This is a genomic window from Paracoccus sp. FO-3, assembly GCF_006386455.1.
Taxonomy (GTDB): domain Bacteria; phylum Pseudomonadota; class Alphaproteobacteria; order Rhodobacterales; family Rhodobacteraceae; genus Paracoccus; species Paracoccus versutus.
The window spans coordinates 13,795-35,662 of the sequence record NZ_VCBQ01000048.1; the positions used below are offsets into that span (position 1 = coordinate 13,795).

Consider the following 21,868-nt stretch of genomic DNA (forward strand, 5'->3'; position numbering starts at 1 on the left):
AAAGAATGAGGGGACGCGATTGGACGGGCGGGACTCGCATCTGAGCGAGCGGTTGCAGACCGGCTTTCTGGGCGTGATCGCCTTTGGCCTGATCCTGTTCCTGCTGGTGCAGGCGCGTTTCATCCTGATCTGCCTGGTCTTTGCCATCATCATCTTTTCGCTGACCAGCGACGCGATTTCCGCCTTTGCCCGGCTGAAGGTGCCGAACTGGCTGGCGACCACGCTGGCGCTGATCGCCATCGCCATCGGCCTGCTCTGGACCGCGACCGCGGTGGTGGCGCAGGTGAACGAGGTGGTCTCGACCTCGATCGCCTATGCCGACCGGGCACAGGCGGCCCTGGCGCGGCTCAGCCAGCGCTGGGGGCCGAACGTGCAGGAGGCCATCGGCACCTTCATGGGCAGCATCGACGTCGCCGGCTGGCTGCGCTCGGCCGCGGCGCAGGCGTCGAACCTGATCTCGGCCTCGGTGCTGATCCTGACCTTCGTCGGCTTCATGTTCAGCGAGCGGATCTGGTTCCCGGTCAAGATCGAGCGCCTGACCGGCGATCCCGCCCAGGCCCGGCAGGTGCTGGAGACGGTCCACAAGATCATGCGCCGGGTGAACCGCTACCTGGTGGTCAAGGCGGCGATCAGCGCGGTCACGGCGGCGCTGATCTGGGCGATCTTCCGGGTGCAGGGGCTTGACCTGGCCGGGGCGGTGGCCATGCTGACCTTCATCCTGAACTTCATCCCGACGCTGGGCTCGATCGCGGCCACGGTCATCACCATCGCCATGGTGCTGGCGCAGACCGGCGATCCGGCGGTGACGCTGACCGTGGGCGGGCTGACGGTGGCGGTGCAGTTCATCATCGGCAATGTGTTCGATCCGATGCTGCTGGGCCAGACGCTGCGGCTGTCCTCGTTCGGGATCGTGCTGTCGCTGGCCTTCTGGGGCGTGGTCTGGGGCATCGCCGGCACCTTCCTGGCCGTGCCGATCATGGTGGCGATCATGATCGTCTGCGCCCAGATCCCCTGGCTGCGCCCGGTGGCGATCATGCTGTCGCAAGAGGGCCTGCCGGAACAGGAACCGCCCAGCGGCCTGCGCCGCTAGGAGTATTTGGGGAACGAAGAAGCGCAAGGTGCGGCGCCCGGCCTGGACCGGACGGCCTCCGCGGCGCGGCCCGTGGAACGCGCAAGGCGCGGCGCCTTCTCAGCTGCTGCGGCCGGGCCGGTCCTTTTCGTCCTGCGCGTCGGCGAGGGAAAGGGCGGCGGGCGCCTCGGCCTCGGCCTGGTGCAGGTAGATGTCCTGCGCACCGCGCGCGCTGCCGGGCAGGACGATCCCCGCGGCGGCAAAGCGTTCCAGGATCTGGTGATTGATCTCGGACACGATCGAGCTGCCGCCGTTGATGTCGGAAAGCACGGCGCGCAGTTCGAAATTCTGTCCCGTCGGCGTGATGCTGCGCAGAAGGACCGCGGGGGCCGGGTTCACCAGGACCGTCGGCTGGTCCTCGGCGATCTCGCGCAGGAGCGCGGCCACCTGCCGGCTGTCGGCCGTCACCCCCACCGTGATCGGCACGATGATCCGCCCGGCCAGGCTGCCGCGCGTCCAGTTCGTCACCGGCTGGGTGATCAGGTTCGAGTTCGGCACGATGACCTGGGTGCGGTCGAAGGTCTGGATCTGGGTGGCGCGCACCGCCATCTTCCTGACGATGCCCTGCTGGCCGCCGACCTCGATCCAGTCGCCGACGGCGATCGGCCGCTCGACCAGCAGGATGATGCCCGAGACGAAGTTCGACACCACCTGCTGCATGCCGAAGCCGATGCCGACCGAAAGCGCACCGGCGACGAAGGCCAGCGAGGTCAGGTCGATCCCCGCCGAGGTCACGGCAAAGACCGCCGCCAGCGCCACGCCGACATAGCCGATCATCGAGGTGACGGCGTTCTGCCCGCCCGCATCCAGCCTCGTCTTGGGCAGGATGGAGCTGCGGAAGGCGCCCTGCACGAAGTTGGTCAGGAAATAGCCGATGGCAAAGACGATCAGGAAGGTCAGCAGCGCCATCGGCGACAGCCGCACCCCGCCCAGCGAAAAGCCCTGCTGCGCCTTGGTCCAGGCCTCGGCCAGGTCGCTGGCGCGCGCGCCCCAGATCAGCGCGAACACCGGCAGCGACAGCAGGATCAGCGCAAAGCCGATCAGCACCGGCATCAGCGCATCGCGCGCCGAGCGGTCGCCGCCCTTGGCCAGCGCGTAGAGATCGGCGATGAAATCCTGCAGGATGATCAGCAGCCCGACCAGCGCCAGCGTCATGATCGCGGACCACAGCAGCGCATTGCCCGCGGTGACATAGCCCGCCGCCACCAGCAACGGCGCGATGACCGCCACCAGCCGCCCCATCATCGCCAGGAAGCTGACCACGCGGATGCGGTAGTCGGGCGTATCGGCGGGCTCGGGCTGGCGCAGGCCGCGCAGCACGTTGCACAGGCGCAAAAGGCAGAAGGCGCCGAACAGCACCAGCAGGAAATGCCAGACCCCCGCCGAGGCCTCGCTGAGCCGCTGGGGAACGGTGTCGCTGTCGTTCTGGCTGTGAAAGCCCGAAAGCGGCAGGACCGAGCGTGCGAAAAGCTGGTGCAGCGCCAGGGAAGCGGCCAGCAGCGTCGCGCGAAAGCGCGCCTTGGCGCGGCGTTCCTCGCCCATGGGCAGGGGCGGCTCGACGGCGGTGTCGGGCGCCGGGAACAGCCGCCGCGCCAGCCACAGCCCGGAAAAGAAGGACACGCCCGCCCCGGCCAGCGACATCACCAGCGGCAGCCCCCATTCCGCGAACAGCCCCGAGAACATCAGCGCCGAGGCGAACAGGATCAGCCCGACCAGCGGGATGGCGATCTGGCCCAGCGAGACGCCGAAGACCAGCGCCGCGCGCGATCGCTCGCTGGCGCGGGCCGACAGCCGCGAGGGCAGCGAATCGACCCAGCGCCGGCCACGCGAGAGCAGCAGCAGCGCGACCAGCAGCAGCCCGGCAAAGACCGGCAGCCGCTCGGAAAAGCCCGACGCGCCGGCGGTGCTGTCCCAGCGCCCCCGCGCTTCGGCATAGATATGGCTGGCGACCTGGCCCGCCTCGGCCACGGCCGGACCCCAGTTCGCCGGGTTCAGCGGCGTCGGCGTCTTGCGGATCAGCGCGAAGGTCTGGCGCGCGCGCAGGGTCTGGTCGATCTGCGCGACGATGCCGTCGGCGCGGCCATAGGCCTCGACCGCCTGCAACCCCGGCGCCTGCAGCGTGGCAAGCTGTTCGCCCAGTTCCTTGCGGCGGGCGGCGATCTCCTCGGGCTCGGTCTGGCCCTCGGCCGGGGCCGGCCCCAGCGCGGCGATCTGGTCCTTGAGCGTGGCGATGCGGGTGGCGTTGACGCCCTGGGCGGCCTTCAGCCGCTCGCGCCATTTCACCACCTCGTCGCGGATGGTCTGCAGCCGGACGTCGTTGGCCGAGCCCGATTCCAGGATCTGCTCGGCCTGGTCGGCCAGCTTGTTCCAGGCGGCCAGGTCCGGCGCCTCCTGCTCTGGCTGGGCCAGGACGGGCTGGCCGAGCGCCAGGAACAGCGCAAGGATCAGCAAGGCGAGCCGGGGCAGCACGGCAAATCGGGGCATGGTTCGGTTCAGTCCTGATAGACCTCGGGCAGATCGGCGGGCGTGCGGGCCATCCATTCCGGCACCGGCAAGCCCTTGGCCCGCAGGAACTCGGGGTTGAAAAGCTTGGTCTGGTAACGCGTGCCATAGTCGCAAAGCACCGTCACGATGGTGTGACCGGGGCCCATGTCCCTGGCCATGCGGATCGCGCCGGCCACGTTCACCCCCGACGAGCCGCCAAGGCACAGCCCCTCGTATTCCAGCAGATCGAAGATCACCGGCAGCGCCTCGGCATCCGGGATGCGATAGGCGAAGTCGGGCGTGAAACCTTCCAGGTTGGCGGTGATGCGGCCCTGGCCGATGCCCTCGGTGATCGAGGAGCCGGGGCTTTCGAAGACGCCTTCGGTGTAATAGCTGTAAAGCGCCGCGCCCTCGGGGTCGGCCAGGCCGATCCTGACGCCCTTGGGTTGCAGCGCCATGGCCACGCCCGCCAGCGTCCCGCCCGAGCCGACGGCACAGATGAACCCGTCCACGCGCCCGGCGGTCTGCTCCCAGATCTCGGGGCCGGTGGTTTCCAGATGCGCCTGGCGGTTGGCGACATTGTCGAACTGGTTGGCCCAGATGGCGCCGTTCGGCTCGGACCTGGCCAGTTCCTCGGCCAGGCGGCCGGAATAGCGCACGTAGTTGTTGGGGTTCTTGTAGGGCGCCGCGGGCACCTCGACCAGTTCGGCCCCGGCCAGGCGCAGCATGTCCTTTTTCTCCTGGCTCTGCGTCTCGGGGATGACGATGACCGAGCGGAAGCCCATCGAGGCCCCGACCAGCGCCAGGCCGATGCCGGTGTTCCCGGCCGTGCCCTCGACGATGGTGCCGCCCGGCTTCAGCTCGCCCCGCGCCACCGCGTCCTTGATGATGTAGAGCGCGGCGCGATCCTTGACCGACTGGCCCGGATTCATGAACTCGGCCTTGCCCAGGATCTCGCAGCCCGTCTCTTCCGAGGCGCGGCGCAGCCGGATCAGGGGAGTATTGCCGATGGCAGAGGCGAGGTCGGGGCAGATGCGCATGGGCTTGGCCTTTCGCAGGATGTTCCCGCCCGGTTTACACGCCGCTTCATGACGGCGGCAACCCCGCCGGGACGGTCTTGGCTTCCTGGGCCAATTCGCGGCGGATGTCCTGGTGGCGCAATTCCAGCCACAGCGCCAGGTTCAGCAGCGGCCCGTTGCGGATCTCGCCGGCCAGCGCCATGCGCGTCAGCTCGGCCCGCGGGATCAGGTGCGAGCGGATGTCCTCGTCCTCGGTCGCAAGCCCGCCCAGGCCGGCGCTGCCGTCTGGCAGCTCGGCGATGCCGACATAGAGATACAGGTATTCCGCCACCGCTCCGGGGCTGGGATAGTTGTGCGGCGCGGCGAACAGGCGGGAAATCGCGATGCCGGTTTCCTCGACCGCCTCGCGCCGGGCGGCCTGCTGCGGCGTCTCGCCGGCATCGACGCGGCCGGCCACGGTCTCGTAAAGCCAGGGCTGCGCATCGCCGCGCGCCAGGGGGCCGGCGCGCAGCTGGTCGATCAGCATGACCCGGTCGCGCAGCGGATCCCAGGGCAGGACCACCGTCGCATCGCCCGAGACGAAGACGGCGCGGGCCAAGGGATCGGTCCAGCCGCCGTCGTTGCGGTGCTGGCTCAGCCGGATCGCCTCGACCGAGAAATATTCCGCATAGGGTTCCTCGACCGAATCGATCCTGACCCGCTCGGCCGCGGCGGGGCCGACATGGGGCAGGCCCTGGGTCTCGGCCCCGGCGCGTTGGCGCGAGGCGACCCAGGTCGCGATCATCGGCAGGCGCCTGCGGATCGCCGCGGCCGGACGGTCCTCGGGCAGGGCCAGCAGCCAGTCGGCCATGGCGGCGGCGAGTTCGGGCTGCCAATCGGGCGCGTCGCTTGCCGGCTCGCCCAGGCCCAGCAGTTCCCGGCCATAGTGGCCCTGCGGCTCCAGCCCGAAGATTTCGGCATAGCGGCGCAGGGCGGGCGTCCAGTCGGCCTGCCAGAGCGGCAGGTCGTCATCGCCGGGCGCCAGCCGCGGCCAGGCGTCGGCGGCGATCCCGGCCAGCCCGCCGCCCTCCATCCGGCCTTGCAGCGAACCGGCCCCGGTCGCCTGCGGGGCAAGGCGGGTGCGGATGAGCGGGTGGGCCAGCGGTCCGATCAGCAGCGGCATGGCTGCGGCCCCTTGGCGCTGGCGATCCGCCCTGCCCTGCGCATTCCGCCCATGATTCCCCCGAGAGACAAATTTTTCGCGGTTTTGACGCGAAGGCCCTTGCGCTTCAACCCCCGCCCGTCTAAATCGCCGCCACCACCCGAAAAGCGCGGAGAGGTGCCGGAGTGGTCGAACGGGGCGGTCTCGAAAACCGTTGAGCCTTCACGGGTTCCGTGGGTTCGAATCCCACCCTCTCCGCCACTTCCCTTTGATATTGCTTGGTAATTTCAGATTCGGGCGAATACGCCCGCCGGACGGATTTCCCGGTCGGCCACCCCGAGCCAGCGATGCCTGGGCAAGGTCAGAAGGGTCGGTAGACCGCGATCAGCGCCGCCATCACCCAAAGCGCCACCGCCGCAGCCATGCCGCCGAACCCAAAGGCCAGCAGACGCGCGGCTCCCCTGCGGTCGAGGCCGACAAGGAACGCGGCAAGCGCGGTCATGGACAGAAAAAGCGTCGCTCCCATGCCGGCAAGTTTAGCGCGCCGGCCCCGCCGGCGGCAGCCGCGGGCAAATCGCACGGCCCGTTCCTGCCCAAACCGCCCCGGCGGATGCGCAAGATCTTGCCCGCACTGGCAGCGCCGGGCCTGATGCATTAATGGTCCCGAAGCAGGATTTTCCAGGACGCGATGACCGACGACCCCCTCATCCTCAGGCAGATTTCCGAAGGGCGCGACCGCACGAGGGCCTATCTGCACATCGGCAAGACCGGCGGGACGACCTTCCGGGCGGCCGCCGAAAGGGTGGCTGCGGCCGAGCCGTCCCGCGTCCCGCTGATCTTTCATCACGACTGGACCGTCCCCAGGATCAGGGCGGCGTTTCCCGGAATCAGGATATCCTTCGTGCTGCGCGACCCGCTGGAGCGCATCGTCAGCGGGTTCATGTCGCGCCTGCGGCAGGGGCGCCCGACCTACCAGAGCCCCTGGACCGTCGAGGAAGCCACCGCCTTCCTGCATTTCCGCGACGCGCGCGCCTATCTCGACGCCATACTGTCGGGCGGGGAATACGAAATGTCCGCCGTCGATTTCGCCACCCGGTCGATCGCCCATATCCGGCGCGGCTATCGCTTTCACATCCCGAACACCGCCACCGCATCGAAATGGCTCGGCTCCGTCGGAACCCTGGCGAGCCTGGAGGGCTTTGCGCAAAAGCTTCTTGGCGGCCCGGTGGAGCTGGGGCATGCGCATGTCAACCCGGTCCCGGCCAGGGGCATCCTGAAACACTACGAGGCGGACGAACTCGACCAGCTGCGGCGGCATTTTGCGGATGAATACCAGGTGTTCAACGAAATGATGCAGGCGGCCGAGCCCTGAGAGAGGATCGGCGCCGCCGCGCGCGATGCGGCCGCCATGGGGTTTTCCCGAAGCGGACTGGACAAGGGGCGCCCCCGGCAGGGGCGCCCCCCAAGGCGGCTAGAAATCCCAGCTGATGCCCATGGAGACCTCGTCCTGCTCCATGAACAGGGTGGTCTGCTGGCCCAGGCCCGGCGTCCGGTTGGCGCCGGACTTCGATTCGCGGAAGGCATGGGTGTAGCTGCCGGTCAGCGTGGCCCGCTCGCCCAGCCTGTAGCTATACCCGATCGAGGCATGCCAGCGCGGCGTCGCCGGGGCCATGATGTTCAGCAGCACCTCGTCGCCCTGGTCGATGAAGCTCGAGGCATGGCTGATGCCGCCGCGAAGCGTCAGCCTGTCGTTCACCCTTTGGGCGGCGGAGACGCGGACGACGTCCATGTCCTTCCAGCCGAAACCGGGGCCGCCGGCGCTGCCAAGGGGCGCGGCCAGCATCGCCCCGCTATTGGCCAGCGAGGGGACCGAGCCATAGAAGATGCGCTGATATTCGGCGGTCAGCGTCAGGCCGGGGCGGTCGGCCGGGCGGAAGGCGACGCCCAGCGTCGCCATCGCCGGGATGTCGAATTCGCCGCCATCGGCGAAAAGGCCCGCATAGTCCTCGAAGGGCTGCATGTCGATGCGGCTGCGCCAGGACGCGCCCAGGGTCCATTGGCTGTCCACCTGGTAAAGCACGCCCAGCGACACCCCCAGGCCGGTCGACCAATCGTCGCCGCCATGGGTCACGGCGCCGGGCGCGGCGGACATGCCGGCAAAGGCCCCCAGCCCCGTTGCGCTGAACCGCTGCACCGCAAGCACCGGCCCCAGGCCTACCGACAGCTGGGGGGTCAGCTTGCGGGAATAGTTCAGGCTGATGAAGGCCTGCTCCAGATTGATCCCCAGCGGATCGGTGGACGCAGACGGGTCAAGGGCGGCAAAGGGGTTGGTGCCGTATTCCACGTTCATGCCGCCATTGCCGAACATGAAGACGGCGACCGAGCTCTGCTCGTCCAGCTTGTAGTTGAACCCGCCGCAGGGGATCCAGAAAAGGCTGTTGCCGCTGGTCTGGCTGCCGGGCGCCAGCGGCCCGCCGGGGGCGATGCTGAAGCCGCGCTCGGGCCCAAAGCCGGTCAGGCAAATCCCCGCCTGGGTCGGCAACGCGGTGCCCGTGGCGGGGTTCTGGGCCAGGCCCAGAATGCCGGTGGGTATCGCGACCCCCGCCCCCGCCATCCCCTTCGAGGTGCCGCCATAGCCATTGGCGAAATAGCCGTTCGTGGCCTCGGCCGCAGTTGCGCCAAGGATTGCCGTCAGCATCGCGCCTCCGGCCAGTGCCGCAAGGCGGCCTGGTTCTGTTCCGTTCATTCGTTCCTCCCTGATCCGGGGCCTCCCCGCCCCGCTTGCCCCTGCGGCCCCCGCTCTCCCTTCGGGAACGACAGAAGATGCATACATTCGTATGTAAAGATATTGCCATACGTCAAGCGAATGTCGCGAAGGGCGCGCACCAAGGCCGCGCAGGGCGCAAGACGGCAAGGCCCGCCGGCGCTGGCCCGTCCCGGCCAGGGGGCTTTCGTTGCTGTCCGGGCAACGCGATGTTCCAGTTCCCGGACTGGTCGATCCCGCACCAAGATTTCATAGTCCGTCGAAAAACCGCCACAACAGAGAGGAAATCCCATGCGGGACACCCCTGCCTTCAGCCCCGGAACCTGGGCGCTGCACGCGACCGTGCTTGTCATCGTCTGCATCGCCGAGGCGATCGGCGTGCTGAGGCTGCCCATCGGCATCGCCGCCATCATCCTGCTGCCGATGCTTTATGCCTTCGCCATGGGCATCGTGCTGAACCCGAACATCACGCGCGCGACCGGACGGCTGCTGACCCCCGGCGTGCAGAAATTCGCGGGCGGCATGATCACCATCGCCATCACCCCCTTCGTCGCCAAGTTCGGCACGACGGTCGGCCCCCAGATCCAGGCCATCATCGACGCCGGCCCCGCCCTGGTCCTGCAAGAGATCGGCAACCTCGGCACCATTGTCATCGCCTTCCCGGTCGCCGTCTTCCTGCTGCGGATGGGGCGCGAGACCATCGGCGCGGTCTATTCCATCGACCGCGAGCCGAACCTGGCCCTGATCGCCGAGAAATACGGCCTCGACAGCCCCGAGGGCGCGGGCGTCATGGGCGTCTATGCCACCGGCACGCTGATCGGCACCTTCGTCTTTGCCATCATGCCGCCCCTGATCCATGCGCTTGGCGTCTTCGACGTCCGGGCGCTGGCCATGTCCTGCGGCGTCGGCTCGGGGTCCATGCTGGCGGCCTGCACCGGCGCGCTGGTCAATGTCATCCCCGAGCAGAAGGATCTGATCCTGGGCCTGGCGGGCGCCTCGAACGTGCTGACCTATGCCACCGGGCTTTATGTCGGCATGTTCGTCGCCCTGCCCTTGACCGAATGGCTGTTCCGCAAGGCCCGGCCCGAGCTTTACAACCAGGGATGAGATCATGAGCAAGACCGCTGAAAACCTGCCCCTGGGCAACGAGGAACTGGACGAGCGCCGGATTCGCATCGGCGAAACCGCGATCCTGCTGCTGATCGCCTGCGTCATCGGCACGATTGCGAACTATGTCTCGACCGGCACCGGCGCGTTCGAGGCGCTGCCGGGCATGGCCTTCCTGTATCTCTGCTCGGTCGTCGGGCTGATGCTGGCCCGCTTCGTGCCCTTCTACCTGCCGGCCGTCGCCTGGGTGTCGCTGATCGCCATCGTCGCCACGATCCCCGGCGTTCCCGGTTCGGACTGGGTGGTGCGGCAGGCCGACAAGATCAACTTCCTGTCCCTGGCCACGCCCGCCCTGGCCTATGGCGGGCTGGCGCTGTCGGCCAAGGAATTTGCCATCGCCAGAAGCTCGGGCTGGAAGATCGTCATCGTCGCCATTTGCGTCATGCTGGGCACCTATATGGGCTCGGTGGTGATCGCCGACCTGACGCTGAGGCTCTTCTGATGCGCGATCTGCCGGCAGAGGTGGTGGCCGATGCGGTCGCATGGCGCAGGCAGTTGCACCGCAGCCCCGAGCTGGGGTTCCAGGAGCATGAGACCGCCGGTTTCATCGCGGCGAAGCTGGCGGAATTCGGCTATGAGGTCCGGCGCGGCATCGGCCGGACCGGGGTGGTCGGCAGCCTGGCGAAAGGCAGCGGCAATCGCGCCATCGGCATCCGCGCCGACATCGACGCCCTGCCGATCGCCGAGGCCAGCGGCGTCGAATGGGCCTCGGGCAATCCCGGCCGGGCGCATGCCTGCGGCCATGACGGCCATACGGCGGTGGCGCTGGCCGCCGCCCGCCTGCTGGCCGGGATGCCGTTCGAGGGCACGCTCCGCTTCATCTTCCAGCCGGCCGAGGAGAACGAGGGCGGCGGGCGGGCCATGGTCGAGGACGGGCTGTTCCGCGACTGCCCGGTCGATGCGGTCTATGCGCTGCACAACTGGCCCGGCCTGCCGCTCGGCACGCTGGTCGCGCGCGATCGCGAGATGATGGCAGCCTTCGGCACCTTCGAAATCCGCCTTCTGGGCCAAGGCGCGCATGGTGCCATGCCGCATGAGGGGGCGGATACGCTGCTGGCCGCCGCGCATCTGGTGGCGGCGCTGCAATCCATCGCGGCGCGCAACGTCAGCCCGCTGGACAGCGCCGTCGTGTCGGTGACGCAGATCCATGGCGGCGACGCCTGGAACGTGCTGCCCGAGACGGCCGTCATCCGCGGCACCACCCGCTGGTTCGATCCGGCCGTCGGCGACCTGATCGAGGCGCGGCTGCGCAAGCTGGCCGCATCGGTAGCCGAGGGTTTGGGCTGCACGGCCGGGATCGACTATGAACGGCGCTATCCCTCGACCCTCAACACGCCCGAGAACGCCGCCCTGGTGCGGAAGATCGCGGCGGCGGGCGGGCTTTCGGTCGTCGATGCCCCGCCCAGCATGGCGGCCGAGGATTTCGCCTTCATGCTGAACCAGGTGCCGGGCTGCTATTTCTGGATGGGGTCCGCCTGCCACACCGGCGACAATCCGGGCCTGCATTCGCCGCGCTTCGATTTCAACGATGCGCTGATCCCGCCTGCCGTCGGCTTCTGGCTGGACCTGGCGCTGGCAGAGCTGCGCGCGCCTTGACTCGCGAGACGGACGGTCATCATCGTGAGGCGATGATGACCCTCGACCGCCGCGACATCCGCATCTATCTGGCCGTGCATCGCTATGGCTCGATCCGCGCCGCCAGCGACCAGCTTGGGCTGGCGCCCTCGGTCGTGTCGCGCCAGATCGCCGACCTCGAGGCGCAGCTGGGCGTCACGCTGTTCGAGCGCAGCTCGAAAGGCGTGCGCCTGACCGATGCCGGGAACCTGGTGCTGGAACATGCCCGCCATGTCGTCGAGGAGGCGGGCTTCCTTCAGGAACAGCTGGCCGACCTGCGCGGCATCCAGCAGCGCAACATCCGCATCCATTGCGGCGAGGGATTCCTGGCGGATTTCATCCGCAACGGCCTGGCCGGATTCGTGTCGCGCAGCCCGCATGTGCGCTATGAGCTGCTGATCGGCTCGACGGACACGGTGGTCGCGGCGCTGGCCAATGGCGAAAGCGACATCGGCATCGCCTACAACCCGCCGGTGACGGGATCGGTGCGCAGCATCGTTTCGGCCAGCCACCCGCTTTGCGTGGTGATGCCGCCCGGCCATGCGCTGGCCGGCCTGCCGCAGGTCCGGCTGGCCGATTGCCTGGCCTTTCCCCTGGCGCTGCTGCCCAGGGGGCACGGCACCACCGACCTGCTGGCGCGGGTCGCCTCGGACAGCGGGCTTGCGCTGGCGCCGCAGCTGATGACCACCTCGATCGACGCGCTGCGCCGCTTCGTGACCGCGGGGCTGGGGCTTGCCTTCCTGCCCCGCGCCTCGGTCGCCATGGACCTGGCCGAGGGCGCGGCCGTGGTGCGCGAACTGGCCGACCTGGCGCTTCTGGGGGCGACGGCGCATCTGATGGTGCGGGCGCGGCGGCGGCTGCCGGCCTCGGTGGCGCAACTGGCCGGACATCTGGAACGCAGCATGGCCAGCTTTGCCGATGTTGCGCAGGGGGCAACACCTCGTTCGTAATCCGACCGCTAGCGCCGGCACCCCGGTTGCGGGAATTGTCGGGCATCAACAGGAGAGGATCACATGACAGAAACATCCACCGTCGGCGTCGTGGGCCTGGGCGCGATGGGCCTTGGCATGGCAGCCTCGGCCGTCCGGGCCGGTTTCCGCACCCTGGGGTTCGACCTGTCCCCCGAGCGGTCCGAACAGGCCCGCGCCGCGGGCGTGGAGCCGGCGGGCGATCTGGCCCAGGTCTTTGCGGCCGATCACGTCGTCTTTTCCCTGCCCACGGCGCGCGATGTCGAAGGGGTCATCGACCAGGTCTCGGGGGTGCTGCAGGCCCGGCCGCGGATCGTCGTCATCGACACCTCGACTTCGGAACCCGCGGTGTCGCGGGCGCTGGCGGCACGGCTGGCCGCCATGGGCCACGGCTTCCTGGACGCCCCGGTCTCGGGCGGGCCGGCGGGGGCGGCCAAGGGGGCGCTGACCATGATGATCGGGGGTTCCGCCGCCGACCTGGCCGATGCCCGGCCCGTCATCGACGCGCTGTCGGCCAAGGCGATCCATGTCGGCGACAGCGGCGCGGGCAATGTGGCCAAGCTGGTCAACAACCTGCTTTGCGCCGCCCATATGCTGACCACGGCCGAAGGGCTGCGCCTGGCCGAGGCGGCGGGCATCCCCGCGCAATCGGTGCTGGAGGTGCTGAACGCCGCGTCCGGCAGGTCCATGCTCAGCGAGGTGCATTTCCCCAACTGGGTGATGAACGGCGCCTTCGACAGCGGCTTCACCATGGCGCTGATGCAAAAGGACGTGCGGCTGGCGCGGCAACTGGCCGAAGAATGCGGCGCCCGGCTGCCGCTGACCGAAAAGGCCGCGCAGCTTTGGGCCGATGCGCCCTACCAGGGCAGCGACGATTTTACCCGCATGGGCGACTTCCGGGCGAAATGAGGTAAGGGACATGAACGTGACGACAATCGACGCCGCCGAACAGGCCGACCGGATCCTGGCGCTCTATCGCGAGATCTTTCCGGGCGCCGACATCGGCAGCCTGGTCGGCGGGGAGATCCTGCCCGGCTCGGGCGCGCAGCTGGAGCTGACCGACCCGGCCTCGGGCCAGGTCTTCGCGCGCTATGCCGATGCCGGCGCGGCCGAGATCGACGCCGCCATGGCGGCGGCGGCCCAGGCGCAGCGCGAATGGATGGCGATGCCCGCCGCCGCGCGCGGCCGGATCATGTGGGCCATCGCCGACCGGATCCGCGCCCACGCCCCGCTCATCGCCGAGATCGAAAGCCGCTCGGCCGGGCGCCCGATCCGCGATATCCGCGGCGAGGCGCTGCGCGTGGCCGAGATGTTCGAATATTACGCCGGCTGGTGCGACAAGCTTTACGGCGACGTGATCCCGGTGCCCTCCAGCCACCTGAACTACACCCGGCACGAGCCGATCGGCGTGGTCATGCAGATCACCCCCTGGAACGCGCCGCTGTTCACCGGCGGCTGGCAGATCGCGCCCGCCATCTGCGCCGGCAACGGCGTGGTGATCAAGCCCTCGGAACTGACGCCGCTGTCCACGCTGATCCTGGGCCGGATGTGCGAGTTGGGCGGCGCGCCGCGCGGGCTGGTCAACGTCCTCGCCGGGGCCGGGCCGACGGCGGGACAGGCCGGCGTCACCCATCCCCGGACGGGGCTGGTGGTCTTTGTCGGCTCGGCGCAGGCGGGCTCGGCCATCGCCGCGGCGGCGGCGCGGAAGACCGTGCCCTGCGTGCTGGAACTGGGCGGCAAGTCGGCGAATATCGTCTTTCCCGATGCCGACCTGCCGCGCGCGGTCATCGGCGCCCAGGCGGCGATCTTTGCCGGCGCAGGGCAAAGCTGCGTCGCGGGCTCGCGCCTGCTGGTGCATCGCAGCATCAAGGACCGTTTCGTCGCGGCCTATGCCGAGGCGGCGGAACGGATCGCCTTGGGCCATCCCCTCGACGAGGCGACGCATGTCGGCCCGATCAACAACCGCCGGCAGTGGCAGAAGATCGCCGAGATGGTCGGCGCCGGCGTGGCCGAAGGCGCCCGCATCGCCGCCGGCGGCGGCCGGCCGGCATCGCTCGAGGCAACCGGCGGCTTCTACTTCGCCCCGACGATCCTCGACGACGTGACGCCGCAGATGAGCGTGGCGCGCGAGGAAATCTTCGGCCCCGTCGTCTCGGTCCTGGGTTTCGAGACCGAGGAAGAGGCCGTCGCCCTGGCCAACGACAACCCCTATGGCCTGGCGGGCGCGGTCTGGACCGCGGACGTGGGCCGGGCGCATCGCATGGCCGCGGCGGTCCGCGCCGGCACCTTCTGGGTGAACGGCTACAAGACGATCAACGTCTGCTCGCCCTTTGGCGGCTTCGGGCGCTCGGGCTATGGCCGCTCGTCGGGGCAAGAGGCGCTGCTGGCCTATACCCAGACGAAAAGCATCTGGGTCGAGACCGCGGCCGAACCGCAGGTAAGCTTCGGCTACGCGCCCGGCTGATCGCGGGAAGCGGTCCGTGACACGGGGGATCGGTCGCAACCCGCGCCGATCCCGCGCGCATCCCGCAGTGGTCGCCCGCCCCCTGCGGCACGGTTTGACCGCGCCCATTCCCCGCGACTATGCTGCGTTCCGGCCCGCCCCTGGGCATTTTCCTGCGGGAGTCTGCATGATCCGTTCGCTGGGCATCGATCACGCGCTCGTTTGCGTGAACGACATCGTCGCGGTGCGCGACAGCTATCTTCGGCTTGGCTTTCTCAGCCGCGGCTTCAGCCAGCATCCCTGGGGCACCAGCACGACGGTGCTGATCTTCAGGGACCAGCTTTTCGAGATCGTCGGCATCGGCGACCCCGCACTGCTGGATGGCCATGAGGCCGGCGGCTTTCGCTTCGGCCGCCATGTCGAGGCCCATCTGGCGCAACGCGAGGGCGTCTGCCTGACCGCGCTCAACTCCGCCGATGCCGCCGCCGACGCGGAGGCACTGGGGCGGCGGGGCGTGACCGTCACCGGCACCATCGACTTCGGCCGCGCCGTCACCCGCTCGGACGGAACCCCGGACCGGACGCGGACGCAGCTGAAGATCCTGGCAAACGACCGGCATCCGCGGCTTTCGCTGTTCGCATGCCAGCAGTTCCGCCGCGATCTCATCGAATATCCCGAATGGATGGATCACCCGAACGGCGTCACCGGAATTGCCGGGCTGACGGTGGTCGCCGATCCCGAAGACACCGCCGCGGTCGTCGACTGGTTCGAGCGCATCCATGCCGCAAAGGCGGAAAGGCTGGACCCCCGGACCTTGCGGATCGCCACCGCCAGGGGCGGCTGGACCGTGACCGACCGCGCCGGGTTCATCGCGCGGCACGGCACCATCCCGAACATGCTGGCCGATGCGACCCTGCCAAGCGTCGCGGCCATCGACCTGATGACCGCCCGGCCTGCCGATGTTGCAGAGAAGGCGGCAGCGGCCGGCCTGGAGGCGCATTGGATCGACGACGCGCTGGTGCTGCCGCAGGCCGACCGGCTCGGCGGCGTCGTCCTGAGGTTCGGCCGCTTCGGGACGTGACGGCCGGCTGCGGAAGCCGCTGGCAGGAACCCTATCGGCAGGCCGGCGGGCGGGCCAGCGCCGCCGCTCCGGTCGATGCGGCAAGGCGCAGGAAGGACAGCGCGGCAAGCCCCCCGCCAGGCCCATGGCCAGCAAGACCGCGCGGAAATCGGCCAGCGCCGCCCCGGCGCCGCGACCACCCCACAGTTGCGACAACCGGATCGCCCCGACCGAACAGGCGACTGCCAGGACCATCGCGACCCGCTGGGTCATCGCCGGAAATGTCATCGCGGACGGGCGGTCGTCCCGCCCGATCTCTCATCATCGCCCTTGATCCCGGATCATCGGCGGCACGGACGCCCTGCCCCATATCGAGCGCCTGGCCGCAGCCATCGAGGCGCAGCCGCACGCCCGCATCCCCGGATCAAGGCGCATCGCCCTGCGCCAGGCCGCCGCCGCCAAAGGCATCGACCTGCCCAAGGCGCTGCTGTCCCGGATCGAATGACGGCCCCGCGCAAGACTCCCCAAGGGGCCATGCGATCATCAGCACGTCGCGACGGCCGGGCCGGGGCGCTTCAGCTGGCTCCCTGCCCGCTGAACGCCACGCCCGGCAAGGCGGCCTTGCGCCTGAGCGTCTCCAGCACCGCCGACCCGCCGCGCTGCCCAAAGCCATCCGCCCGCGACATCGCATGGACCGGGAAGGCCGCGGCGCCGGCGCCCAAGGGCAGGTTCAGGCTGGCGGCATAGATCAAGGCAAGGTTCAGATCCTTGGCCGCCAGCGCCAGGCCGAACTGGAGCGAAATATCCCGCCGAGGATCTTGCGGTCATAGGCCCCGGACCGGAACCCCTTGCTCGTCGTATTCGATCGCCCTCGGCAGCGGGGCCGGGCTCATCCGTTCCCCGTCCGTCCGGCTGGGCTGATGGCCGCCGCCAGATCCTCGATCACCGGCAGGTTCCGCAGCGGACCTGCAGCCTGCCAACCGCCAGCACGCGCTTGGCATGCGGGCAGCAGGTCCGGTGCGGCCGGCCGTCGACCATCCCGCACATGCCGAGGCGGCAGGCAGAGCGACAGGTCAGGGACGGATCGACGGTCCGCTGGATCCCGCTGACGACGTCGAGCACGGTCTGGTTGCCACGACGCCCCGGTCCACCAGACCCGCGCCAGACCGAAACCTCCATCGTCGTTGCATTCTCGCTCACGGCACAGTTGGCGGCTCACCTTGTGAACCCGCCGGATATCCGCGGGTGAAAGGATTGCGCACGCCCGTCGAGGATTTGCGCCGCCGCTGACAGCCAGATAGCCAGACTGACTCAGATGCGGGCTGCCGGGGGGTGAGAGCGGGGCATCGGCTTCCACGCCGTTTGCGCCGCCTGGGCGCGCTGCCCGCAAATCCGGCAGGGACGATGCGGCCCCATCGCAGGGCTTTCCGGCGCTTTCAGCGGGCGAGGTTCGCTTTCTGCCTATTATTCCGCCAGAAAATGCCCGACGCTCGTCAAATCCTGATTTCGCTTTGGCCGCAGGCGGCCCGGCTGTGGACAGTGCCCGCCCAGATGCGAAGATCATGGGCAGAGGCAAGGGTGGCGGCGATGACGATGTATTACAATGAAATGGTCGATGGCGGCCGGGTCCGCGAACCCTATGCCATGCTCTCGGACTGGATCGAGGCCATGCCTGCCGAGATCCGCCAGATGAAGCAGGCCGAGGCCGAGGCGCTGTTCCGCCGCATCGGCATCACCTTCGCGGTCTATGGCGAGGGCGGCGACCCGGACCGGCTGATCCCCTTCGACATGATGCCCAGGGTGTTCCTGCAAAGCGAATGGCGCCGGCTGGAACGCGGCATCAAGCAGCGGGCGCGGGCGCTCAACGCCTTTCTGCGCGACGTCTATGGCCGGGGCGAGATCGTGCGCGCCGGCCGCATCCCCGCCCGGCTGGTCTACCAGAACGCGGCCTATGAAAAGGCGGTGGTCGGCTTCGTGCCGCCGCGCGGGGTGTTTTCGCATATCGTCGGCATCGACATCGTCCGCACCGGCCGGGACGAGTTCTACGTGCTCGAGGACAATTGCCGCACCCCCTCGGGCGTCAGCTACATGCTGGAGAATCGCGAGATCATGATGCGCATGTTCCCGGCGCTGTTTCGCAACAATTGCATCGAGCCGGTGGACCAGTATCCCGAACTGCTGCGCCGCACGCTCGCCTCGGTGGCGCCGGCGAAATGCGATGGACCGCCGACCGTGGTGATCCTGACGCCCGGCCATTACAACAGCGCCTATTACGAACACAGCTTCCTTGCGAACCTGATGGGCGTCGAGCTGGTCGAGGGCAGCGACCTGTTCGTCGATGGCGGCTTCGTCTACATGCGCACCACCCAGGGGCCGAAGCGGGTGGACGTGATCTATCGCCGCATCGACGACCAGTTCCTCGATCCCTTGTGCTTCCGCCGCGATTCCATGCTGGGTGTGCCGGGCTTGATGGATGTCTATCGCTCGGGCGGGGTCTCGATCGCCTCGGCGCCGGGCGCGGGCGTGGCCGACGACAAGGCGGTCTATACCTTCGTCCCCGAGATGATCCGCTTCTACCTCGGCGAAGAGCCGATCCTGCGCAACGTCCAGACCTGGACGCTGTGGAAGGACGAGGATTACCGCTATGTCATGGCCAACCTCAAGGATCTGGTGGTCAAGGAGGTGCATGGCTCGGGCGGCTACGGCATGCTGATCGGCCCTTGCGCGACCCAGGCCGAGATCGAGGCCTTTGCCCTGCGCATCCAGGCCGACCCCGGCAATTACATCGCCCAGCCGGTGCTGGCGCTGTCCACCAGCCCGACCTTTGTCGACGAGGGGGTGGCGCCGCGCCACGTCGACCTGCGGCCCTTCTGCCTCTGCGGCGACCGGATCGAGCTGGTGCCGGGCGGGCTGACGCGCGTGGCGCTGCGCGAGGGCTCGCTGGTGGTGAACTCGTCGCAGGGCGGGGGCGTCAAGGACACCTGGATCCTGTCGGAATAATGGGAGGGTCAGCCATGCTCAGCCGCACCGCCGCCAACCTGTTCTGGATGGGCCGCCACCTGGAACGCGCCGAAACCGCCGCCCGCCTGCTGGACGTGGGCGCGCGCATCACCCTGCTGCCCAATACCGCCGAGGGCTATCGCAACGAATGGGAATCGCTGCTGCGCGCCTCGGGGGCGCAGGCCGCCTTTGCCGAGCGCTACGGCGACGAGATCACCCAGGAGAACATCGAAAGCTGGCTGTTCTTCGACCATGCCAACCCGTCCTCGGTCGCCTCCTGCATCGAGCGGGCGCGCGAGGGCGGGCGGATCGTGCGCACGGCGCTGACCAGCCAGGTCTGGGATGCGCTGAACATGGCCTATCAGGAGCTGCGGGCGCTGGAGCGGCAGCCGCGCGCCCGGCTGGATACCGCCATGCTGACCGATTTCACCACCCGGCACGGCTCGACCGTGCGCGGCGCGATCAATGCGACCCAGCTGCGCAACGACGGCTGGCATTTCGTCAACCTGGGCTATTCGCTGGAACGCGCCGACGCGACCGCGCGGCTGCTGGACGTGAAATATTTCGTGCTGCTGCCGCGGGTGGAGTTCGTGGGCTCGGGTCTCGACAACTATCAATGGCAGGTGATCCTGCGCGCGCTTTCGGCGCATCGGGCCTTCCACTGGGCCTATGGCGGCGAGGTGACGGCCGGCAAGGTGGCGGATTTCCTGATCCTGAACGGCGAGAGCCCGCGGTCGCTTTTGACCTCGCTTTACGAGGCGGTCTGGCATCTGGACGGCCTGGTGCGCCGCTATGGCGCCGAGGTGCCGGCCAGCGCCTCGGGCCGCGCGCATGAGACGCTGGAGCAGCTGATGGCGCGCGACATCGAGGCGATCTTCGACGAAGGGCTGCACGAGTTCCTGTCCTGGTTCATCAACGAGCTGGCCAGCATCTCGAACGCCGTGCATGACGATTACCTGAGCGGGCGGATGTAGGGGGCAGATGTCATGCGGCTGAAGATCATCCATGAAACCAGCTATTTCTACGATCCGCCGGCGCAGGGGCTGGTGCAGAGCCTGCGCCTGACCCCCTCGGTCCACCAGGGGCAGCGGGTCTCGGGCTGGACCATCTCGGTCTCGGGCGGCCAGCGCGGCGCGAGCTTCCGCGACGGCGCCGGCGACTGGATCGAGGGCTGGACCGTGCGCGGCCCGGTGCAGGAGGTCGTGGTCTCGATCGCCGGCCAGGTCGAGACGCGGGACACCGCCGGCGTGCTGCGCGACCATCGCGAGACCGTGCATCCGCTGGTCTACATGCGCCCGACCGCCGTGACCGGGACCGATCCGGGGCTATGCGAGCTTGCCCGTTCCGTGCAGGGCGAGGATGCGCTGGACCTGGCCCACCGGCTGGCCGAGGCGGTATCGGCCGCCATCGCCTACGTCCCCGGCGTGACCGAGTCGCACACCACCGCCGCCGAGGCGCTGGCGCTCGGCCAGGGCGTCTGCCAGGACCATGCCCATGCGCTGATCGCCTGCGCCCGCGAACGCGGTATGCCGGCACGCTATGTCTCGGGCTATCTGCATTCCAACGCCGGGGGCGAGCCGCATGACGCCGCCCATGCCTGGGCCGAGGTCCATGTCGGCGCCCTGGGCTGGGTCGGCTTCGATGCGGCCAATGCCTGCTGTCCCGACGACCGCTATGTCCGGCTGGGTTCGGGTCTGGATGCGGATGACGCGGCGCCGGTGCGCGGCACCACCTTCGGCACGGGCGAGGAAAGCCTGGACGTGCGGGTGCAGGTCGAGGAGATGGAGCAGTAGCCCTGCCTGTTGCGCCGGGCGCGGGGCGGTCGTATCCCTCGGGGGATTTGGTGCCATGGAACGGTCATGACCTATTGCGTCGGCTTGAAGCTCAACGAGGGGCTCGTCCTGCTCTCGGACACCCGGACCAATGCCGGGCTGGACAACATATCGACCTATCGCAAGATGTTCTTCTTCGAGCAGCCGGGCGAGCGGGTGATCGCGATCATGACCGCCGGCAGCCTGTCGCTGACCCAGACCACCATCGCCCGCCTGCAAGAGGCCATCGAACTGCCCGAGGCCGATGAAGAGACCTCGATCATGCGCGCGTCCACCATGCTGCAGGTGGCGACGATCATCGGCCGGACGCTGAACCGCACCCGGCGCGAGATCGTGGACCAGTGCCGCGACCTGAACCAGCAGGCCAGCGCCAGCATGATCGTCGGCGGCCAGCGCGCCGGCGGCGAGATGCGGCTGTTCCTGATCTATCCCGAGGGCAATTTCATCGAGGCGACCGAGGACACCCCCTTCCTGCAGATCGGCGAGCACAAATACGGCAAGCCCATCCTCGACCGGGTGGTGACGCCCCAGACCTCGCTGGCCGATGCGCAAAAGGCGGTGCTGCTGTCGATGGATTCGACGCTGCGCTCGAACCTGTCGGTGGGGATGCCGCTGGACCTGGCGGTGATCCGCAAGGACGACTGCCGGGTCAGCCACAAGCGCCGCATCCTGGAAGGCGACCCGGCCTTCATGGCCATGTCCGCCGCCTGGTCCGCGGCGCTGCGCGACAGCTTCGTCAAGGTGACGATCTAGCAGACTGTGGAAAAAGGGCCATGACAGGGCGTCGTGGCGGAATTCGTTCTGGATTCGGCGAATATCGGCCTGAAAACCGGGCATTTCCGGCAGAATTGAGGCGAATTTCCCGGTTCCCGGCCCAAGCTCTCCTGTCGCACGGATTTTTTCAGCAGCCTGCTAGCGCCCCTGTCAGCCAGGCTGGCAAAGGCATCCATGCCGGCCGTTCCTGCCCAAGGTCATTCCGGTGCCGGCCCTGCCTACGGCCATGGGCACAAAGGCCGGGGGACGATCCAAAGCTACGTGCAGCGCAATCTCGCAACCAGCCCGCCCAAGGCCGTGCCCCGGATCGGGATCGGGCTTCGTGGTCCCTGCCCAGGCGGCCGGACTATCCTGCACAAAATGTCGCAGGTCCCCACAATATCTTGACGGATACGGCGCCGTCATCCCTATATGTAGGCATCACGGTTTTTTCGGGTCGATCCGGTCCGAAAGCGAAGAGGGAAGCCGGTGCG

19 protein-coding genes and 1 tRNA gene are annotated in these 21,868 nt (G+C 68.7%); 14 read left to right on the top strand and 6 right to left on the bottom strand.

All coding sequences use genetic code 11. The features are described from left to right. Positions 1-19 precede the first annotated feature (19 nt). Positions 20-1,090 carry an AI-2E family transporter gene (locus FE811_RS14500; RefSeq protein ID WP_116221192.1) on the top strand — a complete coding sequence of 357 codons (1,071 nt, stop codon included), beginning with the start codon at positions 20-22 and terminating at the stop codon, positions 1,088-1,090. A 99-nt stretch (positions 1,091-1,189) separates the two neighbouring features. Here FE811_RS14500 and FE811_RS14505 read toward each other — a convergent pair whose 3' ends face one another. Genes FE811_RS14505 through FE811_RS14515 form a run of 3 tightly spaced genes read right to left on the bottom strand, consistent with a single transcriptional unit; the run spans position 1,190 to position 5,794 of the window. After that, positions 1,190-3,613 (bottom strand): DUF3772 domain-containing protein, encoded by a 2,424-nt coding sequence (locus FE811_RS14505; protein ID WP_116221193.1) that lies wholly within the window; start codon positions 3,611-3,613, stop codon positions 1,190-1,192. An 8-nt stretch (positions 3,614-3,621) separates the two neighbouring features. Continuing rightward, on the bottom strand, positions 3,622-4,653 hold the full coding sequence (locus FE811_RS14510) for a cysteine synthase A (protein ID WP_116221194.1): 1,032 nt from the start codon (positions 4,651-4,653) through the stop codon (positions 3,622-3,624). Positions 4,654-4,699: 46 nt separating this feature from the next. Then, on the bottom strand, positions 4,700-5,794 hold the full coding sequence (locus tag FE811_RS14515; protein WP_116221195.1) for an NUDIX domain-containing protein: 1,095 nt from the start codon (positions 5,792-5,794) through the stop codon (positions 4,700-4,702). 150 nt (positions 5,795-5,944) lie between these two features. On the opposite strand from FE811_RS14515, the gene FE811_RS14520 reads away from it, so the two are divergent. Then, positions 5,945-6,034: transfer RNA gene (locus FE811_RS14520), tRNA-Ser, on the top strand. Between the two features lie 100 nt (positions 6,035-6,134). Here FE811_RS14520 and FE811_RS27495 read toward each other — a convergent pair. Beyond that, positions 6,135-6,299, bottom strand: a complete 165-nt coding sequence (locus FE811_RS27495; RefSeq protein ID WP_166435412.1) for a hypothetical protein — start codon at positions 6,297-6,299, stop codon at positions 6,135-6,137. 162 nt (positions 6,300-6,461) lie between these two features. On the opposite strand from FE811_RS27495, the gene FE811_RS14525 reads away from it, so the two are divergent. Next, positions 6,462-7,145, top strand: a complete 684-nt coding sequence (locus FE811_RS14525; protein ID WP_116221196.1) for a hypothetical protein — start codon at positions 6,462-6,464, stop codon at positions 7,143-7,145. 99 nt (positions 7,146-7,244) lie between these two features. Here the strand turns inward: FE811_RS14525 and FE811_RS14530 are convergent, their stop codons facing one another. Further along, positions 7,245-8,519, bottom strand: coding sequence for an OmpP1/FadL family transporter (locus FE811_RS14530; RefSeq protein ID WP_166435413.1), 1,275 nt, complete (start codon positions 8,517-8,519; stop codon positions 7,245-7,247). Positions 8,520-8,828: 309 nt separating this feature from the next. Between FE811_RS14530 and FE811_RS14535 the strand changes: the two genes are divergently transcribed. The 7 genes from FE811_RS14535 to FE811_RS14565 all read left to right on the top strand — a co-directional run bounded on the left by FE811_RS14535 (position 8,829) and on the right by FE811_RS14565 (position 15,810). Then, on the top strand, positions 8,829-9,644 hold the full coding sequence (locus FE811_RS14535; RefSeq protein WP_036752587.1) for a DUF3100 domain-containing protein: 816 nt from the start codon (positions 8,829-8,831) through the stop codon (positions 9,642-9,644). Positions 9,645-9,648: 4 nt separating this feature from the next. Beyond that, complete coding sequence (locus FE811_RS14540; RefSeq protein WP_036752590.1) at positions 9,649-10,146, top strand: hypothetical protein; 498 nt, start codon at positions 9,649-9,651, stop codon at positions 10,144-10,146. After that, positions 10,146-11,300 carry an amidohydrolase gene (locus FE811_RS14545; protein ID WP_116221198.1) on the top strand — a complete coding sequence of 385 codons (1,155 nt, stop codon included), beginning with the start codon at positions 10,146-10,148 and terminating at the stop codon, positions 11,298-11,300. The genes FE811_RS14540 and FE811_RS14545 overlap by 1 nt, the downstream gene beginning before the upstream one ends. A gap of 35 nt (positions 11,301-11,335) precedes the next feature. Continuing rightward, a complete protein-coding gene (locus FE811_RS14550; RefSeq protein WP_208861526.1) occupies positions 11,336-12,268 on the top strand; it encodes a LysR family transcriptional regulator in 933 nt (310 codons plus the stop codon). Positions 12,269-12,331: 63 nt separating this feature from the next. Next, a complete protein-coding gene (locus tag FE811_RS14555) occupies positions 12,332-13,195 on the top strand; it encodes an NAD(P)-dependent oxidoreductase (protein ID WP_116221200.1) in 864 nt (287 codons plus the stop codon). Between the two features lie 10 nt (positions 13,196-13,205). Then, a complete protein-coding gene (locus FE811_RS14560) occupies positions 13,206-14,750 on the top strand; it encodes an aldehyde dehydrogenase family protein (protein ID WP_116221201.1) in 1,545 nt (514 codons plus the stop codon). A gap of 166 nt (positions 14,751-14,916) precedes the next feature. Beyond that, positions 14,917-15,810, top strand: a complete 894-nt coding sequence (locus FE811_RS14565; protein ID WP_244294976.1) for a VOC family protein — start codon at positions 14,917-14,919, stop codon at positions 15,808-15,810. A gap of 554 nt (positions 15,811-16,364) precedes the next feature. Here FE811_RS14565 and FE811_RS27500 read toward each other — a convergent pair. After that, a complete protein-coding gene (locus FE811_RS27500; protein WP_166435414.1) occupies positions 16,365-16,541 on the bottom strand; it encodes a hypothetical protein in 177 nt (58 codons plus the stop codon). Between the two features lie 835 nt (positions 16,542-17,376). Here FE811_RS27500 and FE811_RS14575 point away from each other — a divergent pair. From FE811_RS14575 to FE811_RS14590, 4 genes are all read left to right on the top strand, one after another. Next, positions 17,377-18,789, top strand: coding sequence for a circularly permuted type 2 ATP-grasp protein (locus tag FE811_RS14575; protein ID WP_116221202.1), 1,413 nt, complete (start codon positions 17,377-17,379; stop codon positions 18,787-18,789). A 14-nt stretch (positions 18,790-18,803) separates the two neighbouring features. Next, positions 18,804-19,763 (top strand): alpha-E domain-containing protein, encoded by a 960-nt coding sequence (locus tag FE811_RS14580; protein WP_114536544.1) that lies wholly within the window; start codon positions 18,804-18,806, stop codon positions 19,761-19,763. Positions 19,764-19,775: 12 nt separating this feature from the next. Continuing rightward, positions 19,776-20,582, top strand: coding sequence for a transglutaminase family protein (locus FE811_RS14585; protein ID WP_036752622.1), 807 nt, complete (start codon positions 19,776-19,778; stop codon positions 20,580-20,582). 66 nt (positions 20,583-20,648) lie between these two features. After that, positions 20,649-21,374: a proteasome-type protease gene (locus tag FE811_RS14590; RefSeq protein WP_036752624.1), complete on the top strand. Its 726-nt coding sequence runs from the start codon at positions 20,649-20,651 to the stop codon at positions 21,372-21,374. The last annotated feature ends 494 nt before the right edge of the window (positions 21,375-21,868 follow it).